We start from the raw sequence: 15,189 nt of genomic DNA on the forward strand, positions 1-15,189 counted from the left end.
AAAATATTTCATTTTGTAATATTTTATTTAACTTGGTATATAAACCTTATCTTTCATCTCTTCAAATTCACTTAGAGCGTCACTATCAAGTGTAATGCCTCCGCCACTTTTGTATATGTACCCATCTTCTGTTTTTTCTATAAAACGTATCATCACTGCAGAATCTAAACTTTTTCCATCGTAGTAACCAAAAACTCCTGTGAAAAAACCTCTCTCATAATCTTCTATTTTATTTATAATTTGTACTGTTTTTTTCTTTGGAGTTCCTGTTATTGAACCAGCAGGAAGCATCTTAGCTAGTATATATCCTAAACTCTCATGCCAAGTTTCATCTAAATCTCCAGTGATTTTTGAGCTTACTTGCAAGAGCTCTTTTTTCCCTGCATTTATCTTCTCTATATACCGAAACTTTTCTACTTGTATGTTTTTTGCCACTATGCCTAAATCGTTTCTGAGTAAATCTACTACCATGGTGTGTTCGCTCATCTCTTTTTGATTGGCTAGTATCTTCTCTTTAGCATTTTCTTCACTTGCATCAATCGTCCCTTTCATGGGATAAGTACTTATTTGGTTATCTTCTATTTTTACAAACCTCTCAGGAGAAAAACAGACAAATTTATCTTTTACATGTAACTTAAAAGGTGCATTTGCACTATGAAAGATAGACTCTAAGTCAATCTCACCTTCAAGCTTTGTTTTAAAAGTAAGATTTAAAAGATAGGTATTTCCTTTTTTTATCTCTTCTTTTACTTTATTTAGGGCTTTTTCGTACTCTTGGAAGCTTACATGTAACTTGTTGGAAATCTTACTTTTTTTAGGAAGGTTTATGTGTTCGTAGTTTCTAAATTTTTCTAGTTTAAACTGGACATTTTCATCTTCTAAAATCCAGTTTTTCATCTCAAAATCTATGGCAAAAAAGAGAGGTTTTCTCTTTTTGCCATATTCATTTAACTTTTCAATTATGTCCAATCAATTTCTCCAGCGCTGCCATACGAATAGCAACACCATTTTTAACTTGTTCTAGAACTTTACACCTAGGGTCTCTTAACATAGCATCATCTATATCTACATTTCTATGAACTGGTCCAGGATGTAATAAAAGTATATTTCTATCGCCTACCAACTCTTTAGTAATACAAAAGTCTTTTGCATAATCTTTGAGTGAAGCATAGATTTGATTTTTATGACGTTCTGTTTGTGTTCTAAGACTCATAATAATATCTACATGATCAATAACTTCTTTTATGTCATGACTTACTTTGAGTGATGTTTCAGGTAAAAAATGAGGAGGTGCGACAAGAGTTACATCTAAACCGTATCTTGTAAGAAGTTCAATATTGCTATTGGCAACACGAGAGTTTTTAATATCTCCTACGATTGCTATTCTTTTGCCTTTTAAATCTTTAAAGTATCTACTCATTGTAAACAAATCTAACAAGGCCTGAGTAGGATGTGCATGAGAACCATCTCCACCATTTAAGATAGGACAGCTAACGTAATTTGCCAAGATATGAGGAACACCTGCATTTTTATGTCTAACTACAATCGCATCAGGACCCATTGCATCAAGGTTTGCTGCTGTATCGAACAGTGTTTCACCTTTACTTGATGAACTTTTAGAGACATCAAGACTCACAACATTTGCACCAAGTCTTTTAGCCGCTACTTCAAAACTACTTCTTGTTCTCGTTGAATTTTCAAAAAAGATAGTAATAATCATACGATCTTTTAGTATATCTCTTTGTTTTTCATCTAAAAACTCTTCTGCTCTTTTTAAAAGCGCATCTATTTCTTCAAGAGAAAAATCTCTTGTATTTATTAAATGTTGCACAGTATTTCCTCAAATAAATTGATGAATTTTATCAATTTTTCACTTAATTAACACTCTGTTTAAATTAGAAGTGTAAAATATTGGAAAACAAAAAGGATATCACATGAAAAAACTTATTTTAATTCCATGTTTATTTTTAGGTTTGACTTTAAGTGCAGAATCTATTAGTTATAGCGACTCTGTAAATGTAATTTCGAGTGAACCTATCTTTAAAACAGTCACAACAAGAACTCCTTATCAAGAGTGTTGGGATGAAGAAGTGACGACAAGTAGCTCTGATAATAGTCCGATAGGTGCTCTTATTGGTGGTGTTGCAGGAGGAATTTTAGGAAATCAAGTTGGTGGAGGAAGTGGAAAAACTGCAGCGACTGTTGGTGGTGCTATTGTTGGTACTCTTGTTGGAGACAATCTTTCAAAAAGAGGAAATACACCATCCTCTTCAATGCAAAGAAGATGTGTAACAAAGTATCAAGAAAAAAGCGCTGAAAAATTAGTTGGCTATAAGAACATTGCAACTTACAAAGGTAAAACTATAACTAAATACAGTAACAGACAACTAGATACTATACATCTTTCAATCTCTGTTCATTACTAAAGAATCTAAGATTTCACAAATATTTTTTTGAACACTTAGTACCTTGCCAAATTTATATTCATAAAATGGCAAGGTAGTTTTTATAAAATCTTCTTCATTTTCTCTAAAATTTATACACCAAGTATATTTTACATCTAAGGACTCTAATAAGTTTATGTTTAACAAAGTATCATTAATACAACCAAGATTTGCATGAGTTACTAAAAGTGTAATGGCATTGAACTCTTTAATCAAATCATACATGTAAAGCTTTTCATCAACAGGAACCATTAACCCTCCAGCTCCTTCAATAACAACTATATCACTTACTTGTGCTATGTTTTCAAATGCAGCGTGTATAGATGCATAGTCTATTTTTTCACCAGCTTTTGAGACATAAGGCGAAGCTGGAAGTTTGTATTGGATGGGCACAATATCTTTACATGTAAACTCTTTTAATGCAGGATTTGTTTTTTGTACGGCTTGAAGTAAAAGTCTTCCATCGAGAGGATACTCTTCTACCCCTGTTTCTATGGGTTTTAAAACACCTACTTTTAAGCCTCTTTTTCCTAACTCTTCTATAAGTTTAATTGTTGTGTATGTTTTTCCTATATCTGTATTTGTTGCTGATATAAATATTGGTCTATATTTCACTTTTCTCTCTTTTTATCCAAATTTTTCTTTTATGAAGAATACTACTTTCATACTAAGTTTAGTATAAATCAATAAGGATATAATACTCGTTTAATATTAAATCACACGTGATTTCTACTACTTCAACTGTATAATTTCAAATCAATATTAAGACAGGACCCCACAATGAAAAAATTTTCACAAATTTATAATTATATTTACCTCGTTTTTGGCACATTTAGTTTAGCTTTTGGAACCGTACTATTTTTATCTCCAAACCATATAATAACTGGTGGAGGGATAGGTATGGCTCTTATGATAAATTATCTATCATCTACTCTTACATTAGGTATGCTTATCGCTCTTGTTAGTCTTCCTTTTGTTATATTAGGTTATGTATACTTTGGAAAATACTACACTTTTAAAACATTTATATCTATTTTTTTAGTTTCAAGTTTTACAGATTTACTCAAAGAAATTTTACAGATAAAACCACTTACCGATGACATACTGCTAGCTGCTATTTTTGGTGGTATATGCGTTGGACTAGGTGTTGGTTTAATCATCAAGGGCCGTTCATCCACAGGGAGTACTAGTGTTGTTGGAGAAATTGTTGCAGCAAGGACCAATTTAAAAGCAGCAGAAGTACTCTTAATCATTGATGCAACTCTTATGGTTACGTCTATTTTTGTATATGGTGATTTGGAAAAATCTCTTTATAGTATGCTTAGTGTTTATATTACTGCAAAAGTTATTGATATGATTTTAACAGGACGACCTTCTAAAAAAATAGTTAATATTATTTCAAACAATGTAGAAGAACTTACAAATCAAATAAGAGAAAACATTGAAGAACATGGTACTGTTTTTAAAGGACAAGGTCTACATCAAGGACAAAATAAAACAGTTATTTATGTAACCGTTGATGTAAGTAAAATCCAATTACTAAAAGATTTAGTTGTAGAATATGACCCTGATGCTTTTTTAATTATAACAGAAGCTGCCGAATTTATAGGTAGAGGACATTAAAAAGAAGTTAGAGCTAACTCTAAACTTCTTTAATCATTTCAATATATTTTTCAATTTGCACACTATTCAAAAAAGAAGCTTTAAAAGAGTTAATCACCAACTTTTTTACCTCTTCTTTACTTATATCTAAACTTTTTACTAAAGATTCAAAATTATCATTTAAATAACCACCAAAATATGAAGGATCATCTGAGTTGACAGTCACCATAAGTCCTGCTCGTAGAAGTTTAACTATATTATGGTTACTCATAGTATCTACTGCTTTTAATTTTACATTTGAAAGTGGACACACAGTCAAAGGTATCTGCTTTTGTTTTAAATATTCTAAAAGTTTTTCATCTTCATCACATCTAATCCCATGATCAATTCTATCTACATGTAAAAGATTAATCGCTCCCCAAATATAAGAAGTATCTCCCTCTTCTCCTGCATGTGCTACGAGTTTATAACCTAACTCTTTTGCTTTTTTAAAAACATCTTGAAATTTTTGTGGAGGATTTCCTATTTCACTCGAATCCAAACCTACTGCTAAAATTTTTTCTTTAAAAGGGATTGACTCTTCAAGTATAACAAATGCTTCTTCTTGGCTTAAGTGTCTTAAAAAACTCATAATTAAAAATGAAGTTATACCAAACTCTTTTTTTGCTTTTTCTAATGCTTTTGTGATTCCGTTGATAACTATTTCAAACTTTATACCCCTACTTGTATGAGTTTGAGGGTCAAACATTATCTCTGTATGAACTATATTTTGTTCTTTACACCTTAGAAGGTACTCCCAGGTCAAATCAAAAAAATCTTCTTCTTCAACGAGTACATTTGCTCCCGCGTAATATATATCTAAAAAAGATTGTAATGAAGTAAAGTTATAGGCTTTTCTTACTTCTTCGACATTTTTATAAGGAATTGATATATTGTTTTTTTTTGCCAATTTAAACATAAGTTCAGGTTCAAATGTACCTTCTATATGTAAATGTAATTCTGCTTTTGGTAATTTTTGTATATATTTTTTCATAAAGAAATTATAACATTTTTATAAAAATATTTTAGTACTACTTTTAACAATACATTTTTAATATTATAAATAAACTTATGCTAGAATGATTAGTTTAATTTTTAGGAGGACTTTTTGAATAGTAAATTAAAATTCATTTTAGCATTAACACTTCTTCCATTAGCACTTTTTGCTGATGCAAAAGAAAATGCACAAATATATGGGGTACTAACCCTTATTCCACCTTTAGTGGCAATAGCTTTAGCGTTCATAACAAAAAACGTTATTTTTTCACTTTTTATAGGTATTTTTAGTGGAACTTTTCTTATAAACATCACGGGTAACAATATATTTATTGCATTTTACAATGCATTTATAGATCTTGTAAGTAAAATGGTTGGTTCTATGGCAGATTCTTGGAATGCCGGAATCATTCTTCAAGTTTTAACAATCGGTGGGATGATTGCTGTCATTACAAAAATGGGCGGGCCTAGAGCTATCGCTGAGAGTTTATCTAAAAAAGCAAAGTCTCAACGTTCTGCTCAAATCTATACTTGGATTATGGGGTTTTTTATCTTCTTTGATGATTATGCAAACTCACTTATCATTGGACCTATTATGAGACCTGTTACAGATAAGTTACATGTAAGCCGTGAAAAACTTGCTTTTATCATAGATGCAACAGCAGCACCAATAGCAGGTATTGCTCTAATTTCAACTTGGATTGGATATGAAATATCTCTTATTAAAGATGCATATGCCATGATTGGACAAGTTGATGTAAATGCTTATGCAATTTTTGTAGAAACTATTCCTTATCGTTTTTATAACATCTTGATGTTAGCTTTTGTTTTCTTTACAGCATATTTTTTACGTGAATTTGGATCTATGCATAAGGCTGCAACTAGAGCTATTTCAACAGGCCAAGTGTATCACCCAAATGCAAATATTATGATGAACCAAGAAAGCTCAACACTTGAACCTAAAGATGGAGTAGAACACTCAATTTGGAATGCGATTATTCCAATACTAAGTCTTATAGTAGTAGCATTTTTTGGATTTTATTTCAATGGTTACCATTCACTTGACGAAGCAGCATTAAAAATAGTGAGTGCAGATCCTTACTCTTTTGCTTCAATACGAGATTGTTTTGGAGCGGCTGATGCTAGTATCGTTCTTTTTGAAGCTGCACTCTTTGCTTCTATTGTAGCAATTGGAATGGGTATACAACAAAAAATGTTCAACCTAAGTGAAGGACTAGAAACATGGGTATTAGGTGTAAAAGCTTTAGTTATTACAGCTGTTATTCTTATCCTTGCTTGGTCCATAAGTTCAGTTATCAAAGAGCTTGGAACTTCAGCATATCTTGTTTCTATGCTAACAGATTCTACACCACAAATACTTTTACCTTCTATTATCTTTATACTAGGTTCTATCGTTTCTTTTGCAACAGGAACATCTTATGGAACTATGGGAATTTTAATGCCTTTAGCAATTCCTATTGCAAATGCTGTGGGTATTCATACGGGATTAGAAAATGCAGAACTTCAAAACTATATTGTTTTAAATATTAGTGCAGTTCTAACTGGTGCTATCTTTGGTGATCACTGTTCACCAATCTCAGATACATCTATCCTTTCATCTATGGGATCATCTTGTGATCATATGGACCATATCCGTACCCAGCTATTTTATGCTATTTTTGTTGGTATTGTAGCTATTGTATTTGGATATATTCCAGCAGCTATGGGTGTTTCTATGTATATATTACTTCCTTTAGCACTCGTCGTAGTTGCTTTAACCGTAAGGTTTTATGGAAAAGAAGTAAAAGCTTAATCATTTTAAAGAGGTGACTCAGCTCACCTCTTCTTTCACAATCATTTCACTTTTTTATTTTACAATTACTTTAACAACTGATTCAAACCACAGGTTTAGCTTCAGTGAGAGAAATTTAACTTGGAACAAGTTCTAAGTTAAAGAAAACATAAAATAAAAAGGATTTAAAATGAAAAAGATAGCAATAATTTTAACAGTAGCTGCAATCTCACTTAGTGCAGGCTCATTCACTTCATCAGAGAAAGTAAAAGTAACACACTCTAAACCAATATATAAAACAGTGACTACAAGTGTTCCTTACCAAGAGTGTTGGGATGAACAAGTTCCAGTGCAACGCTATAGAAGTAGTCATAGAAACTCTTCAAATCCATTTGGTACTTTAATAGGAGGAGTTGCAGGAGGAATACTAGGAAATCAAGTAGGCAAAGGTAGAGGTAAAACAGTTGCAACTATAGGTGGTGCACTTATAGGAACTATGGTAGGCCATAATCTTTCAAATAACCAAAGAAGAGACTCTTATAGAAGTTATGAGACACAACAAAGATGTTCTACAAGATATACACAAACTAGTGAAGAGAGATTTGTAGGGTATAAAAATATAGGATACTATAACGGTCACAAAATAGTAAAAGTTGCACCAAGAAAATTAAGATATATTTCTATAAATAAAACAATTCATTATTAGTATTATAAGTTTGTTAACACTCATACGATAAAATACCCTAATTTAATAATTTAGGGTATTTTTATGGATAAAATCATACAGTTTTTTATAAATAATTCAAAAATGAATTATGTCTTATTTTTCTTAATATGTTTGATTGGAGTTATCTCTTATACAAAAACTCCAAAAGAAATATTTCCAACATTTGAATTAGATAAGATTGGTATCTCAGGGAGCTATAGTGGTGCTTCAATAGATATTTTAGATAAAATTGCCGTTCGTGAAATAGAAGATGAATTAAAAAGTATAGAAGGTATCAATGAGATGACTTCTACTATCATCCCTGGTAGCTTTAAGATAAATGTAGAACTCATTGAAGGTCTAAACAAATACGATGTAGCAGCTAAGATAAAAGACTCTATAGATATAGTAAAACAAAACTTTCCTGAAGATATGAACGATCCAAGGGTATCTGTTGTGGTTACTGGGAAAAGTTTAATGACTATTTCTATTACATCAAAAGAAAAAAACCTATCTGAACTCATTGATTTTGCAAAAGATTTAAAAACAAAAGTGTTATCAGTTAACGACATTTCAGAAGTTACAATATATGGTGATTCTGACATGTATTATAATATTCAAATAGATGAAAAAAAAATAGAGAGTTTTGGACTTAACAAAGACTCTGTTTTTAATGCCATTGCTGGCATCTCCTATATCTTTCCCGTAGGTAAGATTGAAGGCCATGGAAAACACTACTATTTATCAACCTATAATGGCAAAAAAAATTCTCAGGCCATGCAAGATACTCTTTTAAAGGTTGATGGTAAAAAAATCTATTTAAGTGATATTGCTACAGTAGAAAAAAGATATGAAGATGCATCCACTCTCTCATCAATCAATACTGGAGCTTCTTTATCTTTAGCAATTTCTCAAACAGAAACAGGAAATGCACTCAATGCTAAAAAGAATATTAGCACTTTAGTCAAAAAACTTCAAAATCAGTATAAAAATGTCGACTTTATACTGCACAATGATAATTCACAAAGAATTAAAGATAGACTCAATATAGTTGTATCAAACATCCTTTTTGGTCTTATATTAATCATTATTTTACTCATCATCCTTATTAATACTCGTATGGCTATAATTGTAGGTATTGGTATACCAACTTCTTTTGTAATGGCTGTGATTTATTTTCATCTTTTTGGTTATACCATAAATATGATTTCCTTAGTTGGTGTCTTAGTTGCGCTTGGTATTGTAGTTGATGATGCTATCGTGGTTGCTGAAAATATTCAACAAAAAGTTGAAGAAGGTATGGAGCCTCATGAAGCTGCTATAAAAGGTGCAACGGAGATGGCAAAACCAGTGATTTTAGCTTCAATAACAACTCTTTTTGCCTTTATCCCTCTTTTAATGATAAGTGGAACCATGGGAGAGTTTATAAAACTTATCCCTATAGCAGTTTCATCACTTATTATAGCTTCACTTATAGAGTCATTTATCTTTTTACCACTACACGCTGCTCATACTCTTAAAAAAGAGTCCCGTGCTTTGTCCTGGGAAAGAGCAAACCGTATATACAGTACTATTATACATAAGCATATTCACTATAGAAAAACTTTTCTATTTTTGTTTTTAATTATGATTCCGGTTTTAACTTTTTTAGGTATAAAACACGCAAAATTTCAAATGTTTCCTCGATTTGATTCTACTACTATCAACATTTCTTTAAAAGCAAATATCAATACGCCTATAGAAGACTCTTATAAAATAGTCAATGAAATTTCAAAAGATTTTTATAAGAAAAAAGATGATTTTGAGATAAAAACTATCTCTTCTTTAGCCGGATACAGAAGAAATGCTGAAAGCTCAAGTGAAAACTACCCTTATGTTATGTTTATTACATTAGAGCTTTACAAGATGACTCCACAAAGTGCTTTTGATAAGTACATAACCCCTTATCTTAGTTTTTATTATGATGATAGTGAGAGGATTAGAGAAACAAGTTCTTTTGTACTTTCCAAAAAACTAAAGAAATTTTTGAAAAAACAACATTATAAAGAAAAGTATAACTTAGATGAAATCTTTGTACTCCAAAGAAAAGCAGGACCTGTAAAATCAGATATCAAAATTGGTATTATTTCTAATAACAATCAAGAGATTATTGATTCAATTAAAAAAATTCAAGGGGCACTTAACAAGCTAGATGGTATTGTCTCTGTTACAAATAGTGCAAAAATAGGTATAGATGAAATAAAACTCAAAATAAACTCTTATGGAGAATCATTAGGAATTGATGAAAAAAGTTTAGGGAATACACTCTCAAACATATTCTTATCAAAAAAGAAAACATCTGCCTTTGATGATAAAGATCTTCTAGAGATAAAAGTAGAAAGTATCAACAAAGACGATATCAAAACTCTTAACAATATGAAAATACGTTTAAGCGATGGAAGAAACGTTGTACTTAAAGAAGTTGTTGATTATGAGATAATAAAGTCCTTTGAAAAAGTTTCTAAAGACTATGGTGATAAGACATTTTATGTTTACTCAAACGTAGACACAAAAATAATCACAGCAGGTGAAGCACTTGATAAAATACAACCTGTTATAGATGAGCTCAAAAACAAAGGCGTAACAATAAAATTTTTAGGGGCGAAGAAAAAAAATGAGGAACTAAGAAACGATATGATTTCAGCAACTTCTATTGCTCTTCTTTTAATTTCTTTAAGTATGTTATATCTTTTTAACTCATTTAGAGATACTTTTATACTTATGTCTGTTATTCCTTTTTCTTTCTTAGGGGTTTTAATAGGACATTTTATAATGGATTTAAATCTTACAATGCCTTCCATTATTGGGGCTCTTGGACTTGCAGGGGTTGTTATAAACGATGGTATTATCATGATGACTTATCTTCAAAAAGTGAAGAATGTAGAAGATTTATATAAAGAAGCAACAAAACGTTTAAGACCAATTTTTCTAACAACCATAACAACTCTAATAGGTCTTTCAACTCTTATTTTCTTTCCTGCAGGAGAAGCAGCTATCTTCCAACCACTCGGAATTTCACTTGGTTTTGGACTTGCATGGGGAACGATTTTAAATCTTATTTATGTTCCTACATTTTTTGCAGTACTTCATAAAAGAAGATTTGCAAAAGACGACTAGTTAAAACCCTTCTTTGCAAACTGTTTGAAAGTCTCAAACAGTTTGCTTTTATATTTATTTTTATGATAGATACAGTAAAAGTTTCTCTTTACATCAATATTAATTAGCTTGATTTGTTTTAAATCTCTATCTTTTAACTCTTTTTTTATAGCTACTTTCGATATACATGTAACCACTTCTATATTTCTTTTTAGTAACTCTTTTATCTCTGCAAAATCCAGATACTCCATAAAGATTTTTAAATCTTTCGCTAACGCCCCAATTTCATTTAAAAATACTTCTCTTGTGCCTGAGCCCTTCTCTCTAAGTATCCATTTTTTATTATATAGCTCGTCTAAATACATTTTACTTGGTAATGCTTGGTCGCTCGTTACAACTACTAGTTCATCTTCACCCATGACCTCTTTTATAATATCTTCTTCATTACATTCTGATTCTATAAAACCTATGTCTAATTTACCATTTTTTACCATTTCTATTATTTGAGATGAATTTTTAACTTCTTTATTTATATCTATATTTTCATATTTTAAAAGAAAATCATATAAAATTTGAGGCATTATAAAATTTCCTATTGTTTTACTAGCAGCTACATGTAAAGCTCCAGAAATTTTTTCTTCTTTAAAAAAGTTTTGTGCATCTTTTAGGGATAAAAAACTTTGATAGGTTTTTTCTTTAAAATCTCTTCCTCTCTCATTGAGTATAAGTTTTTTTCCTATCCTATCAAAGAGTGGTTCGCCTAACTTTGCTTCAAGTGATTTAATGGCTAATGATATAGCAGATTGACTCAATAAAATCTTTTTAGATAACTGTGAAACATGAGGATTTTCACTCAACATATAAAATAGCTCTATCTCTTTTAAAGTCATTCAACACCTTTATTAAAAATATAAATGATTATATCAAGTTTAATATATTTTACAAATAAATACCCAAGTAATATAATCATGTTAAAGGATTCATATGGCATTTTCAAAACAAAATAGACAAAACACACTCAATGGTTTACTGTTTGTTGCACTCTTTGCAATGGCAGCTATGTATATATCAGATTTTGCTTTTTTTAAGCATTTAAGTATTAGCCCACTGATTATAGGTATAACTTTAGGAATCATCTATGCAAATACGCTAAGAAATAAATTACCTCAAGAGTGGATAGGTGGTATAAACTTTTCAACAAAAACACTTTTAAGAACAGCTATTGTTTTTTATGGATTTAGAGTTACTTTTCAAAATATAGCACAAGTTGGTATAGAAGGAATTCTTACAAGTGTACTAGTCGTGTCTTTAACCTTTTTTATTGGTTATATTGTAGGAACTAAAATCTTAAAACTTGATATTGACACAACCATACTTGTAACAGCTGGTAGTTCTATTTGTGGGGCAGCTGCAGTTCTTGCAACGGAGCCTGTATTAAAAAGTGAGCCTCACAAAAGTGCTATTGCTGTTTCAACTGTTGTAGTTTTTGGAACAATAGCTATGTTTTTATATCCTTTTTTATATCAAACTGGTTTTTTAGATTTAACCCCTACTGGCATGGGAATATATATAGGTGGAACAATCCACGAAGTAGCACACGTTGCAGCTGCTGGAAATACTTTAGGGACAGAAGTTTCTAATAATGCTGTTATAGTAAAAATGCTTAGAGTTATGATGATTGCTCCTTTTTTGATCTTCTTAGGATTATGGTTATCAAAGAAAAAAAGCACAAAACAAAACAAATCAAAAATTACTATTCCCTGGTTTGCTATTGGTTTTATTGGTGTTGCAGGATTTAATTCTTTAGCACTATTGCCAAATACTTTAGTACAAGATATAAATGCTCTTGATACATTTGCTTTGACTATGGCTATGAGTGCTCTTGGAATGGAAACTAGTTTTAAAAAGTTTAAAGGCGTAGGATTTAAACCAATTTATCTTGCAACAATATTATTTGCTTGGTTAATTGTTGATGGATACTATATAACAAAATTTTCTATGAGTATTGCCTAATATTTTATTTATGTCTTATTGGCACATAAAAGTCAAGTTCAAACTTTTCATCTTCTCTTATAAAATGGTTTTTATGATAAATAGCCATTGAGGGAAGATGTACTTTTTCATAATGACTATTTGGTAACCACTGATAATAGATATAATCCATATACTTCATCAAATCACCGTACTTACCAACTAAAGAAAATTTTGCACAAAACATGCGAGGAATATACATCACTCCTATATTACCACTTCTATATACCTCATCATTAACTTCTAAACAGGCAACATAATGGCAATCTTCTTTTTTCACTATATTTGGATTGCTATGATGAAGTCCAATCATAGGGAACTCTGAAAAATCCATGCCATTGGAATTACACCACTCTTCAAGTCTTTGCCAAGCCTCTTTTATACTTTTGTTATAACCTCTATGACGCACATATGCAACCCTCTTTTTAGGCACATATCCAATCTCTACATGTAAGGGATTTATCTCTGCTATATTATCACTAATATCTTGTGGGATATCAATCTCTCTCCACTTAGAAGGAGTCACGCCAAAGCACTCTTTAAAGGCATGGGTAAAAGAAGAGTTAGATACAAAACCTGCTTCTCTCAATATCTCAGAGATACTAGAGTCTGGATTAAAAATCAAAAAATTTGCTGCATGTTCAAGACGTACTCTTCTTACATACGTATGTACACTCTCACCCATCATCTTTTTAAACACTCTATTAAAATGAAATTGTGACATGGATGCTTTTAATGCTAAGCTTTCTACACTATGAGCATCTGAAATATCAGCATGTATATGGTTTAGTACATCATTAATTCTTTGTTTATGGTCATTTCTTGTATCTTTTTTCATGAGAAATTATACTCTATTTATTTTAAACTATTAACATACTATTAATATTATTGCTTTATACTGTATTATAAATAGAAGGAGATACTATGTATGGACATGCATTTATGGGACATGGTTTTTTTATGCCAGGATTTATTTTTTGGATTGTTATTTTAGGAATGCTTTTCGCTGTTTTTAGTTATATAGTGGATAAAAGAAAAAAAACTAAAAATAGTGATGAGAAAGCTCTGTTTATTGCAAAAAAAAGATTTGCAAACGGTGATATAAGCGAAGAAGAATACAAAAATATAAAAAACATATTATTATAATAGCACATTTCGACAAACAAAAAGCTATTTTTTATGTAGTTAATTTCTTTACATGTAGCTAATATTCTATTATCAAAAAATAGATAGGATACATAATGAATACACTACTTGCAGACAGAGTTAAAAATGCACCACGTTCTTTTACGAGAAAAATTTTAGATGTCATAGGTCATGCAGATATAATCTCTTTTGCAGGCGGACTCCCTGATGAATCACTTTTTCCTCATGAGCTTATCAAACAAGAGATAAATCACTCTTTAGATACACAACCAAGAAGTATGTATCAGTATAGTCAAGCACAAGGGGCATGTTCACTAAGAGAAGAGTTGGCACAGACATATACAAACTCAAATGATAAAGAGATACTTATAACAACAGGTTCACAACAAGGACTTGATATCCTTTGTAAAGCTTTTATCAATGCCGGAGATACTATTGTTGTTGAAGCTCCTAGTTACTTAGCAGCTTTAAACCTTTTTGCTTTATATGATGCAAATATAGTTGAAGTAAATCTTACATGTAAAGGAGTAGATACAGCTGAGCTTGAAGAGATTTTCAAGACTCAAAAACCAAAGTTTTTTTATGCAATCCCTACTTTTCAAAATCCAACAGGATGGAGTTGGGAAGAAGAGTGTAAAGTTGAAGTGGCTCGTCTTGCTAAAAAATATAATGTACTCGTTATAGAAGATAGCCCTTACAATGATTTACGTTATGATGGTAGCAAAGGCATAAGCTTTGAAGAACTTTTACCAGAATTGAGTGTTAGTTTGGGAACTTTTTCAAAGACTTTAGTTCCAGATTTTCGTATAGGTTGGATGAGAGCAAATGAGGCATTTTTAAAAGTGTTTCAAAGTATGAAAGAAAATACTGATTTACAAAGTCCAAAGTTTTTTCAATACATAGTAGCCAACATCATAAAAGAAGGTAATTTAGCTTTACATGTAAACACTCTAATCAAAAGCTATAAAGTTAAAAGAGATACTATGGCACAAGCTTTAAGCAAAGAATTTGGAAATGCAATCGAGTTTGAACTTCCAAAAGGGGGCATGTTCTTTTGGATAAAATTTAATGACTCAGTTGATACGATGAAACTTTTTGATGTTGCTATACAAAAAAATATTGCCTATGTTCCTGGATGTGTTTTTTATAAAACAGATACCCCAACACCATATGCAAGACTAAACTTTACGAATGCAACTTTAGAAGATATTGAGATAGGTGTTAAACGACTTAAAGAAGCTTATCAAGAGTATATTAAGTAAAAAAATATACAATACACTAAAAATTTGATAGGAATA

At 30.9% G+C, this 15,189-nt stretch carries 14 protein-coding genes; 8 read left to right on the forward strand and 6 right to left on the reverse strand.

Annotation, left to right across the window (positions count from 1 at the left end):
• Positions 1–27: 27 nt before the first annotated feature.
• Both K354_RS0101285 and K354_RS0101290 read right to left on the reverse strand, forming a co-directional pair.
• Positions 28–969, reverse strand: coding sequence for an aminodeoxychorismate synthase component I (locus K354_RS0101285; RefSeq protein ID WP_245600546.1), 942 nt, complete (start codon positions 967–969; stop codon positions 28–30).
• Positions 956–1,831, reverse strand: a complete 876-nt coding sequence (locus K354_RS0101290) for an aspartate carbamoyltransferase catalytic subunit (RefSeq protein ID WP_024953708.1) — start codon at positions 1,829–1,831, stop codon at positions 956–958. Before K354_RS0101290 ends, K354_RS0101285 begins: the two co-directional genes overlap by 14 nt.
• A gap of 103 nt (positions 1,832–1,934) precedes the next feature.
• On the opposite strand from K354_RS0101290, the gene K354_RS0101295 reads away from it, so the two are divergent.
• Positions 1,935–2,426, forward strand: coding sequence for a glycine zipper 2TM domain-containing protein (locus K354_RS0101295; protein WP_024953709.1), 492 nt, complete (start codon positions 1,935–1,937; stop codon positions 2,424–2,426).
• On the opposite strand, the gene bioD is transcribed toward K354_RS0101295, so the two are convergent.
• Positions 2,406–3,059, reverse strand: coding sequence for a dethiobiotin synthase (bioD, locus tag K354_RS0101300; RefSeq protein WP_024953710.1), 654 nt, complete (start codon positions 3,057–3,059; stop codon positions 2,406–2,408). The genes K354_RS0101295 and bioD overlap by 21 nt on opposite strands.
• Positions 3,060–3,224: 165 nt before the next feature.
• Here bioD and K354_RS0101305 point away from each other — a divergent pair, with 165 nt between their 5' ends.
• A complete protein-coding gene (locus K354_RS0101305) occupies positions 3,225–4,067 on the forward strand; it encodes a YitT family protein (protein WP_024953711.1) in 843 nt (280 codons plus the stop codon).
• A 19-nt stretch (positions 4,068–4,086) separates the two neighbouring features.
• On the opposite strand, the gene K354_RS0101310 is transcribed toward K354_RS0101305, so the two are convergent.
• Positions 4,087–5,079: an adenosine deaminase gene (locus tag K354_RS0101310; protein WP_024953712.1), complete on the reverse strand. Its 993-nt coding sequence runs from the start codon at positions 5,077–5,079 to the stop codon at positions 4,087–4,089.
• A 114-nt stretch (positions 5,080–5,193) separates the two neighbouring features.
• On the opposite strand from K354_RS0101310, the gene K354_RS0101315 reads away from it, so the two are divergent.
• From K354_RS0101315 to K354_RS0101325, 3 genes are all read left to right on the forward strand, one after another.
• Positions 5,194–6,894, forward strand: a complete 1,701-nt coding sequence (locus K354_RS0101315; protein ID WP_024953713.1) for a Na+/H+ antiporter NhaC family protein — start codon at positions 5,194–5,196, stop codon at positions 6,892–6,894.
• 169 nt (positions 6,895–7,063) lie between these two features.
• The gene (locus K354_RS0101320) at positions 7,064–7,579 is read left to right on the forward strand and encodes a glycine zipper 2TM domain-containing protein (RefSeq protein ID WP_024953714.1); all 516 of its coding nucleotides are present in this window, start codon (positions 7,064–7,066) and stop codon (positions 7,577–7,579) included.
• A 63-nt stretch (positions 7,580–7,642) separates the two neighbouring features.
• A complete protein-coding gene (locus K354_RS0101325) occupies positions 7,643–10,735 on the forward strand; it encodes an efflux RND transporter permease subunit (RefSeq protein ID WP_024953715.1) in 3,093 nt (1,030 codons plus the stop codon).
• Here K354_RS0101325 and K354_RS0101330 read toward each other — a convergent pair.
• Positions 10,732–11,604, reverse strand: a complete 873-nt coding sequence (locus K354_RS0101330) for a LysR family transcriptional regulator (protein ID WP_024953716.1) — start codon at positions 11,602–11,604, stop codon at positions 10,732–10,734. The genes K354_RS0101325 and K354_RS0101330 overlap by 4 nt on opposite strands.
• A gap of 94 nt (positions 11,605–11,698) precedes the next feature.
• Here K354_RS0101330 and K354_RS0101335 point away from each other — a divergent pair, with 94 nt between their 5' ends.
• Positions 11,699–12,727: a YeiH family protein gene (locus tag K354_RS0101335; protein WP_024953717.1), complete on the forward strand. Its 1,029-nt coding sequence runs from the start codon at positions 11,699–11,701 to the stop codon at positions 12,725–12,727.
• 4 nt (positions 12,728–12,731) lie between these two features.
• Here K354_RS0101335 and K354_RS0101340 read toward each other — a convergent pair whose 3' ends face one another.
• A complete protein-coding gene (locus tag K354_RS0101340; RefSeq protein WP_024953718.1) occupies positions 12,732–13,583 on the reverse strand; it encodes an AraC family transcriptional regulator in 852 nt (283 codons plus the stop codon).
• Positions 13,584–13,669: 86 nt separating this feature from the next.
• Between K354_RS0101340 and K354_RS0101345 the strand changes: the two genes are divergently transcribed.
• The gene (locus tag K354_RS0101345; RefSeq protein ID WP_024953719.1) at positions 13,670–13,891 is read left to right on the forward strand and encodes an SHOCT domain-containing protein; all 222 of its coding nucleotides are present in this window, start codon (positions 13,670–13,672) and stop codon (positions 13,889–13,891) included.
• A 95-nt stretch (positions 13,892–13,986) separates the two neighbouring features.
• A complete protein-coding gene (locus K354_RS0101350; RefSeq protein ID WP_024953720.1) occupies positions 13,987–15,153 on the forward strand; it encodes an aminotransferase-like domain-containing protein in 1,167 nt (388 codons plus the stop codon).
• Positions 15,154–15,189: the final 36 nt, after the last annotated feature.

It is taken from the genome of Sulfurospirillum arcachonense DSM 9755 (genome assembly GCF_000597725.1).
In the GTDB taxonomy this organism is placed as follows: domain Bacteria; phylum Campylobacterota; class Campylobacteria; order Campylobacterales; family Sulfurospirillaceae; genus Sulfurospirillum_A; species Sulfurospirillum_A arcachonense.